The sequence below is a fragment of the Psychrobacillus sp. OK032 genome (genome assembly GCF_900111345.1).
Classification (GTDB): domain Bacteria; phylum Bacillota; class Bacilli; order Bacillales_A; family Planococcaceae; genus Psychrobacillus.
Window position 1 is genome coordinate 91568 of the sequence record NZ_FOGY01000007.1, and the last position, 17581, is coordinate 109148.

Here is a 17581-nt window from a genome sequence, read left to right on the forward strand (position 1 = left end):
ATGACTTAGAAATATGTCATCTCTTTGTCGATTTCCCGGGAAATAAGTAATCTAAATGCGCCTTAGCGTATTTGGCCCAGATTTTGCAGCGGGCTTTTGTATCTACCGCTGATAAAGATTATACCAGGGCTTTTTCTTTCGACATTTCACGAAGTAAGAACTTTTGAATTTTACCGGATGCTGTCATTGGATATGCATCGATAAATTCAATGTATTTTGGGATTTTATGATGTGATATTTTCCCTTTGCAGAACGCCTTTAGCTCTTCTACATTTAAGCTTTCACCTGTTTTTAAAATAATCCATGCCATAAGCTCCTCTCCATATTTCGGATCAGGAACTCCGACTACTTGTACATCTTGAATGGATGGATGCTGATACAAAAATTCCTCTACTTCTTTTGGATAAATATTCTCTCCACCACGAATGACCATGTCTTTAATGCGACCTGTGATATCGAGGTATCCTTCCTCATCCATAACCGCGATATCCCCAGTATGTAGCCATCCTTCTGCATCAATCACAGATTTTGTCGCTTCTTCGTTTTTATAATAACCTTTCATCACTAGATAACCTCTCGTACATAACTCACCTGGAACTCCTGCTGGTGTGTCTTCCCCTGTTACAGGATCGACAATTTTCACTTCTACTCCCGGATGTGCCTTTCCAACAGTGGAAACACGTTTTTCAATCGCATCGTCCGTCTTCGTTTGTGTAATTACTGGGGAAGATTCTGTTTGCCCATATGCAATTGTAATTTCCGACAATCCCATATCTTCTATTACTCTTTTCATTACTTCGATTGGACAAATAGAACCTGCCATAATTCCTGTGCGTAATGTTTTTAAATCGAACTGTGCAAACTCTGGATGGTTTAACTCTGCTATAAACATTGTAGGTACACCATGTAATGCAGTACACTTTTCGTCCTGTACCATTTGTAATACTTTTTCCGCATTGAACTGTTCAATGATGACCATGGTTGTCCCATGCGTTACAGATGCAATCGTTCCCATAACACATCCGAAGCAATGAAAAAATGGAACGGGGATACATAGTCGGTCATTTTCTGTAAGATGTATATAATCTCCAACGAGTTGTCCGTTATTCACTACGTTCTTATGCGTTAGCATAACCCCTTTTGGAAATCCAGTTGTTCCAGAAGTGTACTGCATATTAATGACATCTTCATTATGAAGGGCGTTCAAGTGTTCCTCAAGTGTTTCATCAGATACCTCTACAGCGTGAGCTAGTAACTCAGACCAAGTATAAATACCTGAATACTTATTTTCACTCATGACAATTACACGTTTAAAATGCGGTAATTTCTCAGATTGTATTTTACCTTTTTCCGAGCTCTCGATTTCTGGGCAAACAGCGCGCACAATATCCAGATAAGATGTTCCTTTATATGACTCACACAGAATAAGCGTTGTTGCATCAGACTGTTGCAGTAAATACTCCAACTCTTTTTCTTGATAGTTCGTATTTACAGTTACTAGAACAGCTCCCATTTTTCCTGTTGCAAACTGACTTAGTAACCACTCTCTTTTGTTATCAGACCAAATTGCAACATGCTCCCCTTTTTCAATACCCATACCAATGAATGCTTTTGCTAGTTGGTCTGTTTCCTCATCAAATTCTTTATAGGTTTTTCGAATGCCAAGCTCGGGATATACGTATGCTTCTGTCTCTGGAAACTTTCTCGCAGATTCTTTTACAATTTGTCCAACTGTTTTTTCGTTTAACAAACAAATCTCCCCTTTTTGAGTGTTATTTCTTCCCCTTATTATTCTATCATAAAATTCTGACAAAATAGACTTTTTAATGACTAATTGACTTAATACTAAAACATGATAAAATCCTAATTACTTCGCCACTTCAAAGCGTTGAAGCGCGAAAGTATTTTGATAGATTTTTTAACTAGGGGGATTTATAATGTTTCGAATTCGTTCGACTATTACACCTTCTTTTTTAGAGGCTGTTCTACTTACGATTATGATTATTGCATTAATGGCAGTTTGCATTATTCAATTTGCTGCAGTTCCACATATGCCTATTTTACTGGCGATTTTATTACTGATCACATATGGGTTATTTAAAAGAGTACCTTTCAAAAAGTTAGAGGAAGGACTTGTAGAAGGATCCAAAGCCGGACTTGGGGCAATTTTCATCTTTTTCTTTATTGGTATATTAATAAGTAGCTGGATGATGGGTGGGACCATTCCAACACTTATCTACTTAGGTTTCCAATTTATCACTCCACACTTTTTCTTTGCGATTGTATTTTTAGTTACCTGTATTGTTGGATTGTCCATTGGGAGTTCCTTAACAACAGTAGCAACAGTTGGTGTAGCATTTATTGGGATGGCAAGTGCTATGGATATTTCATTAGCTATTACAGCTGGTGCAATTGTATCTGGTGCTTTTTTTGGAGATAAAATGTCTCCATTATCTGATACTACAAGTCTTGCATCTGCAATCGTTCAAGTGGATTTATTTGAACATATCCGCAATATGGGGTGGACGACAATCCCGGCATTTATAATATCGTTTGTTGGATATGCGTTATTATCGCCAAATAAAGATATCCAAGAACTGGGTCAAATTAATGCCTTTCAAGAAGGGCTTCTTCAAACAGGTATGGTCCACTGGTATACATTACTTCCGATTGTTTTACTCTTTATTCTTTCTATCAAAAAAGTGCCTGCTATTATCGCTTTAGCATTAACTTCCATTGCAGCTATTTGCATTTCTTATTTCTTTCATTTTACTCCTTTTGCAGAAGTACTGAATATATTGTTTAACGGCTATACATCTAGCATTGGAATTGAAGCAATCGACTCTTTGCTTACGCGTGGAGGTCTGAATAGCATGATGTTTACTGTAGGACTTGTCATACTTGCATTAAGTATGGGGGGGCTATTATTTACACTAGGTATCGTACAAAGTTTACTTTCGAAAGTGGAAAGTTTATTGAAAAGCGTAGGGTCGGTCATTACAGCGGCTGCTTTCACTGGAATAGGTGTTAACACGCTAATAGGTGAGCAATATTTATCTATATTACTGACAGGCGAATCATTCCAAGCACAATTTAAAAAAGTTGGACTAGCGAATAAAAACTTAGCACGTGTCATGGAAGACGCTGGTACAGTCGTGAACCCTCTCGTTCCATGGAGTGTATGCGGGATATTTATAACGAATGTATTAGCTGTTTCTACAATTGATTACTTGCCATTCGCTTTTTTCTGCTTGTTAAGCCCAATTCTTACGATATTGTTTGGACTGACTGGCAAAACACTTACTTATATTAAGTAATTTCCATTTACTGCATATTACAACTAAGCCGCCCAATTTTCCAACTAACCTAAGTTATCATCGATGTGATACACTATTTCCAAGTATATTACGGAAAAAGAAGGCGAATCGTATGGAATTTCAAGAAATGAAAGAATATCTAATAGAGCAAATTGTAAATAAGCAGTTGGTTGCTGCAACAATCAGCCAGCCACGAGCTAAGTCCAATGAAATAAAGCGTGTAAAACTAAAACCAATCGAAATAAAAAATATGTATCATATTCAACTAGAATATCAATACGAACGCATTCTAAAACATGAGAATGTGCTGTTAGAAGAATTCGAAAAAACTTTGGATGATTTGTTGACACAGTTTCGTCAGATTCACGTGGATTTTGTTACTGAAAAAGTACAAGCCCAACTTTCTAAGAAAAATAAAGTGATGTGGAAATCGGAGAAAACTGTAGCTGCAAAAACAGTAAACCTTTCCCATAACCGGAAAAAGAATTATTTATTAGATGAAAACACTCCATATCCTTTCCTTATTCGTTTAGGGGTGCAAACCGAGGAAGGTAAAGTAAAAAAACAAAAGTACGATAAATTCAAGCAAATCAATCGCTTCGTAGAGTTTATCGACGATGCTCTTGCCCATTTACCACAGGATAAACCCGTGCGAATTCTCGATTTCGGATCAGGGAAATCGTATTTAACATTTGCCCTATATCATTACTTAAAAATCGAAAAAGGTTTCGATATTCGGGTAACGGGATTGGATTTGAAAAAAGAAGTAATTGAAGAATGTGCGAAGATTGCAAAGGATTTAGGATATGATCAGCTCGAGTTTTTAGTTGGAGATATTAATGATTACAACGACGAAACGGCTGTGGATATGGTTGTAACACTGCATGCTTGCGACGTTGCAACAGATATGGCACTTGGGCGTGCAGTTAAATGGGGAGCGAGTGTTATTTTAAGTGTCCCTTGCTGTCAGCATGAATTGAATAGACAGTTAGATGCACCGGGACTCGATATTATGCTAAAGCATGGACTCATAAAAGAACGATTTGCAGCGCTTGCTACAGATTCGATTCGAGCAGAAATTCTAAATATGGTTGGCTATGAGGCACAATTAGTCGAGTTTATAGATATGGAAAACACGCCGAAAAACATATTAATACGAGCTTATAAGAACGGAAAAAAAGCAACTGCTGAACAAATGGAAAGTTATAAACAGTTTAAGCAGATGTTAAATGCGGATCCGTTTTTGGAGAATGAGCTAAGAGAATACATGTAAGTTTAGAATCGGAGTTGAAGTAATGAAAGAACCGTCATTAAAAAAAGTTGCATATGGTGTAGCAATGGCAATCGGCATCATACTTGTGCATTTTATTGATGCACGAGTATATAATATGCCCCCTATTTTAGCCTTGTTATTAGCGATTTTCGTCACCTTTTTAGGAATAAAATTCATCAACAAATCGAGGAAATTTGATAAAAATATTTCGAGAACGCAGTACAGCTTACTTAATACAGTAGTCGTCCTCGTTCTATTCGTCGCTTATTTTGCAATTACACAGTAAAAGTCGTCACGTTTGAAGACGACTTTTTTTGTTTTAATCTCGTTACAAGAAATGATGACAAAGGCATAATTGGAATCAACTCGCTGGTTATCTAATTATTGTGGCTTGTTATTCGATTATTCGGCTTTATTATCCGATTATCTTGACTGATCATCCGATTATTCTACTTGGTTATCCGATTATCTTGGTTGATCATCCGATTCTAACCTTTACAAAAAAACCGCTCCTTCTCACATACTAGTGAGAAGGAGCAGTTTTAGTTTTGCTAGTTACGATGGCATAGGAGTGTTAGTTGGCGCTGCAAAACCTTCTTTATAGGCTTCGTCAATTGCATTACGAATTTCTACTAACGACTTACCTTCTTGTACCATTTTAATGGAAGCTACAGCCGTTTCCAAACAAGCTGCGCATCGTGTCCCATGGTCATCCCACACGACTTCTCCATTATCTTTGATCTCTTGAACGAAGCAGTTAAAGTTATTCAAATGACCTGCGCTATCACCGCAACCACAGTAACACGGCATCCACTTTAAAATATCATGCGCTTTTGCTGCTGCTTGATAAACAAGTTGCATATCTTCTGACTGATGTTCTAAAAATGTTGGCAATACATCCGTTGAGGCAGTCGTCTCTTGTAAATCGCCATTTGCTAAATGTGCAATATGATCTTCATGACCTTCATGCTCTACGTGATTTTCTTTCGTCGCATTCTGCCCACATGCGGAAAGCACTAATATAGAAGTAAGGCATATAAATAGTATTTTTTTCATGTTAGATATTTCCTTTTCTTAATCAATTATGCCTCGGAGTAATTGCGTCCAGATTTTGAATCGCGTTAAAGGCCTACAGGATGTTGGTCGCTCAGGCGTTGCCGTAGGACGCGGCGATCTTAGCTAGAGTTCCTCTAATCAGCATTTTTATTTGCGACGAGTAACCGCAGGAGCAGGGAGTTCGGATTCACTCTGATTGAAATGCATTCCGTCATTCATCCCGCAATTTATAGATGTTTGGAATTTCTGCTGAGTCAAGTTAAATCATTTTTTCCGGACGTACAATTTCATCGAACTTTTCAGCAGTTAATAAATCAAGCGCAACTGCTGCTTCTTTCAGTGTTGTTCCATTTTTATGTGCATGCTTCGCAATTTTCGCCGCATTTTCGTAGCCGATATACGGGTTTAATGCAGTAACTAACATGAGCGAATTATTTACATGATGTTCGATTGTTTCTAAGTTTGGTTCAATTCCTACCGCGCAATTGTTGTTAAAGCTAATGATTGCATCGCTTAGTAGTCCTACAGATTGAAGGAAATTATGAATAATTACTGGTTTGAAAACATTCAACTGATAATGTCCTTGGCTTGCTGCAAAACTAATTGTTGTGTCATTACCCATTACTTGGGCAACAACCATCGTCATTGCTTCACTTTGCGTCGGATTCACTTTTCCTGGCATAATGGAACTACCTGGTTCATTTTCCGGAATCGAGATTTCTCCAATTCCTGAGCGTGGACCACTTGCAAGTAAGCGAACATCATTAGCGATTTTCATTAAGTCCGCAGCAAGTGCTTTCACTGCTCCATGCACGTATACGACATCGCCATAGCTTGTTAAGGAGTGGAATTTATTTTTGGCTGAAGTAAATTCAATACCCAATGCTTTGGATATTTCAGCAGCAACTAAATCGCCGAATCCTTTTGGTGCATTTAGTCCCGTACCTACTGCTGTTCCACCGATCGCAAGTTCTTTCATGTCTTGTACACTTTGAGTAATCATTTTAGCTGATTTTTCTAGCATACGATGCCAACCGCTAAACTCTTGTCCAAGTGATAATGGTGTTGCATCTTGCAAGTGCGTACGCCCGATTTTTATAATATCCATAAATTGTTCTGATTTCTTACCTAGTGTTTCTTTTAATATATCAATTGCTGGTAGCAGTTGTTTTTCTACAGCGAGCACTCCTGCAATATGTAAAGCTGTTGGGAATGTATCATTGGAGCTTTGAGATTTGTTAACGTCATCATTTGGATGAAGTCGTTCGTCGCTCCCTTGTTCCTCCAGAATTTGATTTCCTCGATGGGCGATGACTTCGTTTACATTCATATTCGATTGCGTACCGCTACCTGTCTGCCAAACAACTAATGGAAAATGTGCATCTAGATTTCCTGTTAGAATTTCGTCTGCAGCTACTGCGATAGCATCTTTTTTTGTTTCTGATAGATTTCCTAGAGAGTGACTAACTATTGCTGCAGATTTTTTTAGTAGGGCAAGTCCATGAACAACACCAATCGGCATTTTTTCATTGCCAATTTTAAAGTTTTCTTTTGACCTTTGTGTTTGTGCACCCCAAAGACTATCTTGTGGAACTTGAATTTCTCCCATAGAATCACGTTCAATACGATAAGACATTTTTTTCTCTCCTTCTTAATCCCATTTGTTGTTTTTTTCTTCTAGCATTCTCAAAAACTCATCCACTACAAGCGGGTTAAATTGAGTGCCTTTTCCATTTTTCATCTCTTGAATAGCTTCTTCAATCGTCATCGCCCCTCTATAGACACGGTTTGTCGTCATAGCATCGAACGCATCTACGACGGAAACGATAGAAGCTTCCAATGAAATTTCGCTCCCCATTAACCCATATGGATATCCTTTTCCATCATACCGCTCATGATGCTCTTCCACAATAAAAGCGGCTTCCTGCAAACGTTCTACCTCATGGTTCCTCATCATTTTCGCCCTAATGTAGTATGCATCTTGATGATTTCCCACTCATTCTCTGTTAATTTTCCCGATTTATTTAAAACTTCTATTGGAACCGCTAGTTTACCAATATCATGAAAATATTACCCTATGCTTATAATAGATACACCTTGTGTCGGTTTCATCCTTTTCCAAAGTTCAATAGAATAATCCCTGATTCTTGCACAATGGTGATAAGTATACCCGTCCACTTCTTGTATTTTTCTTGCGTCTTGTTGGATCATATACCGCTCCTTAAAGTTGTGCTCAAAAAAATGGAGGTCATTTCAAATAACATTTCTACAGTTTCTTTTGCATAACAAGTATGGACATCGTGATTCATTTTTGTATCAATTACATCACCAGGATACAAGATAACTTTCTCGCATCCTCTTTCTACTTCAAGTTCTCCACTAAGAATGGTATATTGCTCTTTAAATGTGTCATCATTATTCTGAGGGTAATAAATCCAAGAAATACTACCAGGGAATAAAGTGTATAAAGAGTAGGTAATGCCCATCTGCAGTCCCTATGTAAGTCGTTACAGATTTATCTGTCACAACTATCGGCGAATGCAGCTTTTGCTTGAGATCCCGCACCTGTTCGATTGTTAGCATGCTATTTGCCTCCATTCATTCGACAACATCCCACATTATATAGTTTATTTAGAATAAGTGAAATAAAACAAAAAAAGCCGAGGGTTTTTCCTCGGCTTACATATAGATCATTTCGCTATCTCAACATTGGATTTTTTTATTTCTTCTGTTAGCTGGTCAAGACTTGGTCGAATATTCCCTTTGCCAGAGTAGTTTTCAAGCATTTCTTTTACATCGATACCGGATGAAGCTTTTAACGTTTCTTGTAGGGTGGACATTAAACTAGTTGCATAAGAAGTCACTTTGTTTGCACCGCCACCTTCTCCACTTCCTGTATCTACTACCGTAATCTTATCAATATTGGAAAGTGGACTTGCAATTTGTTTTGCATATTCCGGTAACATATGGACAATCATATCTAAAACAGCTGCTTGACCGTACATATCAAATGCTTCGGCAATTTTGCGTTTTGCTTCAGCTTCTGCCAGTCCTTTTAGACGAATAATGTCGGCCTCGGATTCGCCTTGTGCTCTTTGGGAATCTGCTTTTGCAAGTCCATCTAATCGGACTTTCTCAGCATCGGCTTTCGCTTTCGCTTCAATTCTATATTTTTCAGCATCGGCTTCGGCAATTTCTCGGGATTTAGAAGCTGCTGCATTTTGCTCAATAGCATAACGGTCTGCGTCAGCTTTTTTCTTTACTTCGGAGTCATATTGTTTCTCACGACGTAAAATCTCTTTTTCTTCTAGCTCGATTTGCTTTTGTCGCTCGATAATTTGGATTTGCATTTCTTGTTCTGTTACTTCTTGCTTGGAGCGCGCTGTCTCTAGCTCGTATGCTTGGTCGGCACGAGCTTTTGCAATATCTTGTTCACGGCGATATTCCGCAACCTTCAATTGATTATCTTTTTCTGCTTCTGCAATTTCAGTCGCACGTTCAATCTCGGCACGCTGCGCATCTTTAGAAGCTTCTGCACGTTTAATTCGCGTTTCTTTTTCTGCCTCTGCCGTTGCAATGTCTGCATCTCTTTTTACTTGCGCAATTCTTGGTTTTCCAAGTGAATCAAGATAACCATTTTTATCGCGAACATCTTTTATCGTAAATGAAACAATGATTAATCCCATTTTCGCTAAGTCTTGAGAAGCGACTCTTTGTACTTCTTGTGAAAACTTATCACGATTTTTATAAATTTCTTCTACGGTCATTGATCCTAAAATGGAGCGTAAGTGACCTTCTAATACTTCTTTTGCTTCATTCTCACGATCAGCTTTAGATTTTCCTAAAAACTGCTCAGCTGCAGTGGCAATCTCGGATATGGAGCCTCCGATTTTAATAATCGCTGTTCCATCTGCCATCACAGGCACACCTTGCTCTGTATACACTTCAGGCGTCGTAACTTCAAGCTTACTCGATAAAAGACTAAGTGGTACTCCTTGTTGGAATACCGGAAATACGAAAGTTCCGCCACCGCGTATTATTTTAATGCGGTTCCCAGAATCGTCCGTATGTACGTTTTTCGATCCTAAATAACTACCTGTTACGATAAGCGCCTCGTCTGGACCTACTGTGCGGTATTTAGTAATATACACTGCAAGTACAACGATCAAAACAAAGACAACAATTCCTATTACGATTAAAAGTCCTAAATCCATTTTACATTCCCCCTATTATCATTTTAAAGGCTCATATTCTTTTACCAAAAATGTACCGTTTTCAACATCAATTATTAACACTTTCTTGTCGTAATCTATCTCTTCTCGGTCATATCCTGCTGCCCTTTTAGAAATGATTCCATTCACTGTTTCAATCACTATTTCTCCAAAACCATCCAGAGGAATTGGTACAATTACTCGCGCAACCTGACCTTGCAGTGACTCATTTGTATATGCTGTCGAAACTTCTGCAGAAGCTAATGGAACTAGAACAAAGAAATATAATAAAAATGTTATTATGCTTGAAACTACAAGTGCTACTATTATTATTATTTCTTCATTCCAGCTCGTTACCTTTAATAGTATAAAGCCAGTTGCACAGATAAATAGTAAGAAAGTAAGTACAGTCGTTGGATTAAAAATTCCACTATCCATCCCATCAATCGCATCTGCAAACAATACATATAAGATTGTGATTAAACCAATACCGAATAATCCATATAAGAAGATTTGCTCTATTTCTCTCACCCCTTTCCCCTATTTGATTCTATAATCTTATATACGGGATAAATAGCTGAAAGTTTCATATTTTTACATTCTTATAAATCTTTAAATATATTTTTATAAAAAGCGCTTTCATTTAGCATATCCCATCCTTATTTTAGGTGGCAATGTTACAGTATTGTAAATTTTGATAACATAAAGTAAAAAGTGTGTAGATTTTGTAATTTTTTTGGTATGCTATTTGAGGAAAAAATGTTGAAAAATAAATTTCAAAGTCCAGGAGGCTTTTTTATGATTGGTTCAAAAAAGACAGATCCCTTTTTCGCTTCATTGTTAAATATCGCCAAAAACATGCAAGAAGCAACGCACTATGCAGATGATTTCCGCATTAATTCCGTTGCAGATTTAAAGGAAATTAGTGTTCATGTAAAAAACTATGAGACGGCAGGAGACAAATTAATTCACGATCTAATTGTAATGCTGAATAAATCGTTCATGACCCCTATTGAACGAGAAGATATCTTGCAATTAGCCATTAGAATGGATGATATTTTAGATGGCATTGACGATTTTACAGCAAATTTAGAAATGTTCTCTCTTATTGAAATCGATGATTCTATGCGTACGTTTTTAGGATATATTGTAAAAAGTACAGATGAAATTGTAAAAGCTATGGAACTTCTTGCACAGAAGAAGCTTCTTAAAATGCATGAGCATTCGGTTCTTATTAAAGATTATGAACGTAAATGTGATGAAGTACTTCGTTCATCTATTAAACAATTGTTTTTAAATGAGAAAGACCCGATTCGAATTATTCAATTTAAAGATATATATGAAAAACTAGAAGAAGTTGCAGATTATTGTCAAAACGTAGCTACTACGATTGAAGCAATTATCATGCGAAATGCGTAGGAGCACGTCTTATGGATTCTATTTTAATTCTTACAATTCTTGTTGTCTTTTTTGCTTTAGCCTTTGATTTCATAAACGGGTTTCATGATACGGCTAATGCTATTGCAACTTCTGTTTCAACAAGAGCTTTAAAACCAAGAGTTGCGGTATTAATGGCCGCTGTTATGAACTTTGTTGGAGCGCTTACTTTTACCGGAGTTGCAAAGACAATTACAAAGGATATCGTTGATCCGTTCTTATTACAAAATGGCTCGCTAATTATTTTAGCTGCTTTACTTTCCGCTATTATTTGGAACCTATTAACTTGGTATTTTGGGATTCCTTCCAGTTCTTCGCATACTTTAATCGGTTCAATCGCTGGGGCTGCCGTTTCTGCTGCAGGGTTTGGGATTTTGAACTGGGAAGGATTCATAAAAATCATTCAAGCATTAATCATCTCACCATTTTTAGCGTTAGCAGTCGGATTTTTAATGATGTCTTTATTCAAAGTACTATTTAAAAAGACAAGCTTACATGGAACAAATAAAGGGTTCCGCACATTTCAAATCGGAACGGCGGCACTTCAATCATTTACCCACGGTACAAACGATGCGCAAAAAGCAATGGGGATTATTACAATGGCTTTAATCGCTGCAGAGTTGCAAACAACGGATGATATTCAGTTATGGGTACGAATTGCCGCAGCAGCTGCAATGGGACTAGGTACATCCATTGGAGGTTATAAAATCATTAAAACGGTTGGCGGTAAAATTATGAAGATTCGTCCTATAAATGGAGCTGCAGCCGATTTATCATCCGCTATGATCATTTTTGGTGCAACTACTATTCACTTACCAGTTTCTACGACACATGTTATTTCATCTGCTATTATGGGGGTTGGTACTGCACAACGTGTGAAAGGTGTAAAATGGGGCGTAGCGAAGAAAATCGTTTTAACATGGATTATTACATTACCGATTTCTGCAGTAGTAGCAGGAGTTATATTCCAAATACTGAACTTATTTTATTAAATAGAAAGGGGCTGTTCCTAAAGTCATTTAGTGACTGAGGGATAGTCCCTTTTCCAATGAATTGATTTCCGTTCCAGACGGACGCTTTCCGCGGGCATGGCTTCAATCTCCTCAGGCCAACAAGATGTTGGTCACGAAGGCGTTGCTACACGAGGTGGCGCTCTTAGCCTTTGTTCCTATGTGCGCTCCTGCGGGGCCTTCACCTCATGCACCTGTCGCTTCGCTTTCGGTGCAAGAAAACATCTGCTATTCCCGCTGGAGTCGCCGTCTTCCACTACAATCAATTTCCTTCAAAAAATAATAGCTTACTAAAAAAGTATATAAAAAAACATGTGTAGAAAAAAACTCATTTTTCTACACATGCTTCAACTTAGGGACTTATTGGACAGCCCCTTTTTCATATGATTTATTCTTTTATAATTAGACCGAGTGATTTTGCAAAGCTTATTGCTTGGTCAGTAGAAACAGTACAATTTTTGAGCTTTTCCATTGATACTGTGAGCTGTTCATATATATTTGTACTTAAATCGATTCCTTTTAAATCGGTTTCGGTGAAATTTGCTCCATCTAGTTCACATTTTTCCAAGCTTACTTTATCAAATGATGCTTCGATAAAATCTGCTCGATTTAAAGTGGTTTGTTTAAACATTACTTTCTTTAATTTAGAAAAACTCATACTCATATAATTTGCAACAGAATCCTCTATTTTCACGTCTGTCAGTCTACTTTGAGAAATATTAGTTCCTATTAGCTTGGAGTTTCTTATCTCAACTCGATGAAATACAGTATTTCCAAAGTCCACATTAGACAAATCACATTTTTCAAACAAACAATCCACGAATTCGACTTGATGAAATCGTACTCCTTCCATTGAAATGCCTTGAAAATGTATTTGGTCAAATATGATCTTATCTTCTTGCTCCTCTTCCAATTCTAAAAATGTAACGATCCCTTCTGATACGTAATAATCTTCTAAAATTGCACTTTTTACATCCAGTTCAGGTAAAAAGCTGCGCAGCTTTGGTGGAGTAATTTTCAATTAAGATTCCTCCCTTTCATTTTCCTCTTATCTTAACATCATATTAGTATATTCTCTCTGCTTTTTAGTACAATAAAGAAAGTTATTTAGTATGAGGAGGAAACTTTATGCAATGGTTGTCTAATATAGTTACACGCTATTACAAAACGATATTAATCTTTTGGTTAGTACTTTTTATTGCTTTGGCGGTTCTTGCCATTCGTTTACCAAGTTTATTAGCAGGGGACGGGTTTAGTACGAACGGTGAGCATCAGCAAGTGATGGAAGAACTAACAGATACATTTAATCTACCAGCGGAAACGTTATTTATTGTTTTTAATCAGGTGTCGAATGAAACAATCCAGCAAACTATTTCTCAGATGGAAAATTTACAGATTGCTGAATCGATTCAGTCACCTTTAGATGATCCTGCACTTTACAAAGATCAAGTTGCTTATGCAATGTTACATTTCAGTGGCAACACTGCGGATATGAACGAAGTGGTTGATAGTATTCGCAAAACGATCGACGGTGAAAAAGGGGTTACATTAACCGGGGGTGCTGCTATTAATAAAGATATTAATGCTGCCAGTCAAAAAGATTTAGCTAGTGCGGAAGCAATTGGAATACCGATTGCTATGGTTGTACTACTTCTTGCTTTTGGTAGTGTAGTTGCAGCATTTGTTCCGCTAATCGTCGGTATCGTAACGGTTGTTTCTGCTTTTGGCGTTATGACATTATTTAGCGAAACGATGAATTTATCGATATTTGTATTGAATATAATTCCAATGCTCGGGCTTGCGTTAAGTATTGATTTTGCGCTCTTACTTATTAACCGCTATAAGGAAGAACGGGTGAAACAATCTATTATAGAAGCCGTGCAGATATCGATTCAAACGGCCGGACGCTCTATTATTTTCTCTGCAGTTTGTGTATTCATCGGTTTAGGTGCAATGCTTGTCATGAAAGTAGAGATATTCCAAAACCTGGCACTTGGTGGGATGCTTGTCGTGTTTATGGCTGTGTTAGCATCCATTACGCTACTTCCTTCCCTCTTATTATTATTGAAAGATCGTATTAATAAATGGACGATTATTCGAGTAAAACCCGGTGCTTCAACTAGATGGCGTAACTTTGCCGCTTTTGTCATGAAGCGTCCTGTTGCATTAATCTTAGTAGCGCTTATTCTTTTAGGAATTGGTATTATTCCTGTAAAAGATATGAAACTAACGATTCCACAAGTAGACTCATTGCCCATTTCTTATGATTCTCGCCAAGCGTACGAATTAATGGATAAAGAGTTCGGATTAGGTGAAAAATCCACTGTTTATATGATTGCTGAACGTAGTGATGGCTGGGAAAATACGGACGGGCTTGAAGAGATGAAAAAAATTGAAGACCAATTGTTAGAAGATAAAGATGTGAATTCGGTTAATACAATCTTTACTGCAAGTAATATTGCTACAATCGATCAATGGGAGCAAAGCATGCAGATTCCTGAAGTAAAAGCAGAGTTAACCCCTTTGTTTGAATCATTTGTTCAAGGAAACAAGTTATTAATCCCAGTAACACTGGATTTGAACGGTTCCTCTGATGAAGCACAAGATTGGGCTCGCGAATGGTCCGAAAAAAAGTTAGGTGTCGATATGATGCTAGGCGGACAACCTAAATTCAATCAAGAAATTTTCGATGAGATATTTAATAAAATAGGTGTGCTACTTGCAATCATTTTAGGTTCCACATTTGTCATCCTAATGATCGCTTTCCGTTCTATTTTAATACCGCTAAAGGCAATTATTATGAATGTGATAGGTCTATCCTCAACGTTCGGAATTCTAGTTTATATATTCCAGTACGGACATTTTGGAGTAGAAGAAACCACGATTGCACTTATTATACCGGTCATCGTATTTAGCTTAGTTTTCGGGCTCAGCATGGACTACGAAGTGTTTTTAATATCCCGCATTCAAGAAGAGTACTCGAAAAGTCTGGATAACACAGCCGCTACAATTGATGGGCTTACCTCTACGAGTAAGATTATTACTTCTGCTGCACTAATTATGATTGTCATCACTGGCGCTTTTGCTTTTACAGATGTAATGCCAGTGAAGCAAATTGGAATCGGCATTGCTATTGCAGTCGCAATCGATGCATCAATAATTCGATTGTTACTAGTTCCGAGCTTGATGAAGCTGTTCGGAAAATGGAATTGGTGGATGCCTTTTAGAAAAGGACCATATAAAGCCAGTAAATGGCATTAAGAGTCGGAAACCGCCAAGTAAAGTTAAACTTTGTTTGGCGGTTTTGTTATTCTTTCAAAGACAACTATTTCCCAATAAAAAAAAATACCAATAAACCGGTTCATACCGATTTATTGGATCATTGATTTCTTAAAAATTGTTTTGATACCAAGCTTTCGCTGCTTGTACTTCATCTTGTGTTAATTGATGTCCATATGAATGCCAATATAGCTCTACTTCTGCTCCGGCATTTTGTAGTAAATCACGTAATTCCTCGGATTCTGCGGCTGGGCACATTTGGTCATTTTTCCCTGCACCGATAAATACAGGTGCACCTGTAAGAGTCGGAAGTTCTACTCCACGTCTAGGAACCATTGGATGATGCAAAATTGCACCTTTCAACACGTTTTTATATTCGAATAATAGATTAGCCGCTATATTGGCACCGTTTGAATAACCAATGGCCACTACATTATTACGATCAAATTCATAGTTTTCAGCTGCTTCATCGACGAAGTTTTTTAACTCCTCTGTTCGAAACATTAAATCCTCCATATCAAATACACCTTCAGCTAAGCGTTTGAAAAAACGTGGCATACCATTTTCAGATATATTGCCACGAACACTTAATATGTTAGCAGCTCCGTCGATTTCTTTCCCCAATCCAACCAAATCATGCTCATTTCCGCCTGTACCGTGCAATAATAATAAGGTTGGTCTTGACTGATCTTCACCTTTATAAAAAACATGTTTCATGTTCATATTCCTCCTCACATATCTTGAATTCAAGATAATTATAACTTCATTCATTTAGTAGGTCAAATAAAAGAGTTTGCATTGAAACTACTTAAGTTAACAACCGCTTTAACTTTTCTGGTTCATCCACTCGAATTGCAAATTCAGTTACTTTCTTTTTCACTCCCATAAACATTGCTGCTTCTACTGGTGCATGTAAGCGGACAATTGCCTGAGGTTCAATTTTTTCAAGATCTTTATATACAAGTTGCAACGTTGTCTTACTCGGTAAAGCGGCACCCCACTCTACTTCCTTAATATTAGATAAAGAAACAATGATTCGAGATGCCATCCCTTGTGTAATATATAGTTTTCCGTTTTTTATTTCCATTGGATGAAGTCTTGTAATTTGGATGTCAGCAATAATAAAAAAGATAGAGTATATATTTAGTACGAGTAAAATTATCGACAGAACGAGTGATTTTTCATGTAGCCACCAATGTAATCCGATTGTTTCAATTACAATTGCATGGATCAGCATAATATTCACCGCAATAGCGCTCGTCTTTTCATGCATGGTCACTACACCTTCGTGGCAAGGTGCTTTCTTTTTCCATGTAAACAACGCATAGTAAAACATCAAAAATTCAGACATTAGCACACGAATAAGAACATTTTTTGTTGCTACTTTTTCAACCGCTGGAAGTAAGCTATAAATTGCATCCTCTTTCAATTCTTTCATTTCGGTTCGAATTGCTGATGCTTTACGAATAACGATAAAAATAAGCGCTAGCTCTGCAAACACTAACAACGCTTCCAATGCAAGACCAGCATACAACTCATCGGGAATAATAAATTTTGCTAGTACTAGACCAAATACCATTAATCCAATTGTTTGTTTTATTGATATTTTAAATGCCACATAAACTAAAACGGGTGCAACAATTGCTAAATCAATAAGCGATCCAATAGCTACACCGCTATTTAATGAAAGAGATAGAAAATCTGGGACTCCAGAATGATAAAGAAGAAAATTCGTTGTAAGTACTAGAAGAAGAAATGCCAGCGCTAAATTAGCCTTTCGGGTTTTGCGATACACCATGTAAATTCCTCCTTTTCTTTTATTATATCTTCCCTATGAATAAAAACCTTCTCAAAAGATACAATTTTGTGACATTTCAAAAGTGAATTTACTTCCGCACAATCAGTTTCCAACTAAACTTCCCGTTTTTCCACTAAACAATGAAATATTCGAACTAAAACTTTCTTTTCTCACTAAGAACAAAAGCGCTCATGCTCCTG

17 protein-coding genes are annotated in these 17581 nt (G+C 37.3%); 6 read left to right on the forward strand and 11 right to left on the reverse strand.

The window, feature by feature from the left end:
* Positions 1-118: 118 nt before the first annotated feature.
* Complete coding sequence (locus BMZ04_RS14250; protein ID WP_093272135.1) at positions 119-1750, reverse strand: AMP-binding protein; 1632 nt, start codon at positions 1748-1750, stop codon at positions 119-121.
* Positions 1751-1937: 187 nt separating this feature from the next.
* Here BMZ04_RS14250 and nhaC point away from each other — a divergent pair, with 187 nt between their 5' ends.
* From nhaC to BMZ04_RS14265, 3 genes are all read left to right on the forward strand, one after another.
* Positions 1938-3317 (forward strand): Na+/H+ antiporter NhaC, encoded by a 1380-nt coding sequence (gene nhaC, locus BMZ04_RS14255; protein ID WP_093272140.1) that lies wholly within the window; start codon positions 1938-1940, stop codon positions 3315-3317.
* A gap of 112 nt (positions 3318-3429) precedes the next feature.
* Positions 3430-4590 (forward strand): class I SAM-dependent methyltransferase, encoded by a 1161-nt coding sequence (locus tag BMZ04_RS14260; RefSeq protein ID WP_093272145.1) that lies wholly within the window; start codon positions 3430-3432, stop codon positions 4588-4590.
* A 22-nt stretch (positions 4591-4612) separates the two neighbouring features.
* Positions 4613-4876, forward strand: a complete 264-nt coding sequence (locus BMZ04_RS14265) for a hypothetical protein (protein WP_093272151.1) — start codon at positions 4613-4615, stop codon at positions 4874-4876.
* A gap of 269 nt (positions 4877-5145) precedes the next feature.
* On the opposite strand, the gene BMZ04_RS14270 is transcribed toward BMZ04_RS14265, so the two are convergent.
* The 7 genes from BMZ04_RS14270 to BMZ04_RS14290 form a co-directional block, all read right to left on the reverse strand.
* Positions 5146-5646: a PCYCGC motif-containing (lipo)protein gene (locus BMZ04_RS14270; RefSeq protein ID WP_093272155.1), complete on the reverse strand. Its 501-nt coding sequence runs from the start codon at positions 5644-5646 to the stop codon at positions 5146-5148.
* A gap of 259 nt (positions 5647-5905) precedes the next feature.
* Positions 5906-7282: a class II fumarate hydratase gene (fumC, locus tag BMZ04_RS14275; protein ID WP_093272161.1), complete on the reverse strand. Its 1377-nt coding sequence runs from the start codon at positions 7280-7282 to the stop codon at positions 5906-5908.
* A gap of 15 nt (positions 7283-7297) precedes the next feature.
* Complete coding sequence (locus BMZ04_RS22845) at positions 7298-7600, reverse strand: HD-GYP domain-containing protein (RefSeq protein ID WP_255367927.1); 303 nt, start codon at positions 7598-7600, stop codon at positions 7298-7300.
* Between the two features lie 116 nt (positions 7601-7716).
* Complete coding sequence (locus BMZ04_RS22850) at positions 7717-7857, reverse strand: hypothetical protein (protein WP_255367928.1); 141 nt, start codon at positions 7855-7857, stop codon at positions 7717-7719.
* Complete coding sequence (locus BMZ04_RS22855) at positions 7854-8132, reverse strand: cupin domain-containing protein (protein ID WP_255367929.1); 279 nt, start codon at positions 8130-8132, stop codon at positions 7854-7856. Before BMZ04_RS22855 ends, BMZ04_RS22850 begins: the two co-directional genes overlap by 4 nt.
* Positions 8133-8336: 204 nt before the next feature.
* A complete protein-coding gene (locus tag BMZ04_RS14285) occupies positions 8337-9860 on the reverse strand; it encodes a flotillin family protein (protein ID WP_093272165.1) in 1524 nt (507 codons plus the stop codon).
* Positions 9861-9878: 18 nt separating this feature from the next.
* On the reverse strand, positions 9879-10388 hold the full coding sequence (locus BMZ04_RS14290) for an NfeD family membrane protein (RefSeq protein WP_093272170.1): 510 nt from the start codon (positions 10386-10388) through the stop codon (positions 9879-9881).
* A gap of 267 nt (positions 10389-10655) precedes the next feature.
* Between BMZ04_RS14290 and BMZ04_RS14295 the strand changes: the two genes are divergently transcribed.
* The gene (locus BMZ04_RS14295; protein ID WP_093272174.1) at positions 10656-11276 is read left to right on the forward strand and encodes a DUF47 domain-containing protein; all 621 of its coding nucleotides are present in this window, start codon (positions 10656-10658) and stop codon (positions 11274-11276) included.
* 11 nt (positions 11277-11287) lie between these two features.
* On the forward strand, positions 11288-12286 hold the full coding sequence (locus tag BMZ04_RS14300) for an inorganic phosphate transporter (protein WP_093272178.1): 999 nt from the start codon (positions 11288-11290) through the stop codon (positions 12284-12286).
* 406 nt (positions 12287-12692) lie between these two features.
* Here the strand turns inward: BMZ04_RS14300 and BMZ04_RS14305 are convergent, their stop codons facing one another.
* The gene (locus BMZ04_RS14305) at positions 12693-13325 is read right to left on the reverse strand and encodes a pentapeptide repeat-containing protein (RefSeq protein WP_093272181.1); all 633 of its coding nucleotides are present in this window, start codon (positions 13323-13325) and stop codon (positions 12693-12695) included.
* 107 nt (positions 13326-13432) lie between these two features.
* Here BMZ04_RS14305 and BMZ04_RS14310 point away from each other — a divergent pair, with 107 nt between their 5' ends.
* A complete protein-coding gene (locus BMZ04_RS14310) occupies positions 13433-15565 on the forward strand; it encodes an MMPL family transporter (RefSeq protein ID WP_093272186.1) in 2133 nt (710 codons plus the stop codon).
* Positions 15566-15694: 129 nt separating this feature from the next.
* Here the strand turns inward: BMZ04_RS14310 and BMZ04_RS14315 are convergent, their stop codons facing one another.
* Positions 15695-16300 carry an alpha/beta hydrolase gene (locus BMZ04_RS14315; protein WP_093272190.1) on the reverse strand — a complete coding sequence of 202 codons (606 nt, stop codon included), beginning with the start codon at positions 16298-16300 and terminating at the stop codon, positions 15695-15697.
* A gap of 91 nt (positions 16301-16391) precedes the next feature.
* Positions 16392-17381 carry a hypothetical protein gene (locus tag BMZ04_RS14320; protein ID WP_093272193.1) on the reverse strand — a complete coding sequence of 330 codons (990 nt, stop codon included), beginning with the start codon at positions 17379-17381 and terminating at the stop codon, positions 16392-16394.
* Positions 17382-17581: the final 200 nt, after the last annotated feature.

What these genes read in the sequence shown, in the direction of transcription:
- nhaC (WP_093272140.1), top strand. Translation starts at nt 1,938, where the DNA reads ATGTTTCGAATTCGTTCGACTATTACACCTTCTTTTTTAGAGGCTGTT.
- BMZ04_RS14260 (WP_093272145.1), top strand. Translation starts at nt 3,430, where the DNA reads ATGGAATTTCAAGAAATGAAAGAATATCTAATAGAGCAAATTGTAAAT.
- BMZ04_RS14265 (WP_093272151.1), top strand. Translation starts at nt 4,613, where the DNA reads ATGAAAGAACCGTCATTAAAAAAAGTTGCATATGGTGTAGCAATGGCA.
- BMZ04_RS14270 (WP_093272155.1), bottom strand. Translation starts at nt 5,646, where the DNA reads ATGAAAAAAATACTATTTATATGCCTTACTTCTATATTAGTGCTTTCC.
- fumC (WP_093272161.1), bottom strand. Translation starts at nt 7,282, where the DNA reads ATGTCTTATCGTATTGAACGTGATTCTATGGGAGAAATTCAAGTTCCA.
- BMZ04_RS22845 (WP_255367927.1), bottom strand. Translation starts at nt 7,600, where the DNA reads ATGAGGAACCATGAGGTAGAACGTTTGCAGGAAGCCGCTTTTATTGTG.
- BMZ04_RS22850 (WP_255367928.1), bottom strand. Translation starts at nt 7,857, where the DNA reads ATGATCCAACAAGACGCAAGAAAAATACAAGAAGTGGACGGGTATACT.
- BMZ04_RS22855 (WP_255367929.1), bottom strand. Translation starts at nt 8,132, where the DNA reads ATGGGCATTACCTACTCTTTATACACTTTATTCCCTGGTAGTATTTCT.
- BMZ04_RS14285 (WP_093272165.1), bottom strand. Translation starts at nt 9,860, where the DNA reads ATGGATTTAGGACTTTTAATCGTAATAGGAATTGTTGTCTTTGTTTTG.
- BMZ04_RS14295 (WP_093272174.1), top strand. Translation starts at nt 10,656, where the DNA reads ATGATTGGTTCAAAAAAGACAGATCCCTTTTTCGCTTCATTGTTAAAT.
- BMZ04_RS14300 (WP_093272178.1), top strand. Translation starts at nt 11,288, where the DNA reads ATGGATTCTATTTTAATTCTTACAATTCTTGTTGTCTTTTTTGCTTTA.
- BMZ04_RS14310 (WP_093272186.1), top strand. Translation starts at nt 13,433, where the DNA reads ATGCAATGGTTGTCTAATATAGTTACACGCTATTACAAAACGATATTA.
- BMZ04_RS14315 (WP_093272190.1), bottom strand. Translation starts at nt 16,300, where the DNA reads ATGAAACATGTTTTTTATAAAGGTGAAGATCAGTCAAGACCAACCTTA.
- BMZ04_RS14320 (WP_093272193.1), bottom strand. Translation starts at nt 17,381, where the DNA reads ATGGTGTATCGCAAAACCCGAAAGGCTAATTTAGCGCTGGCATTTCTT.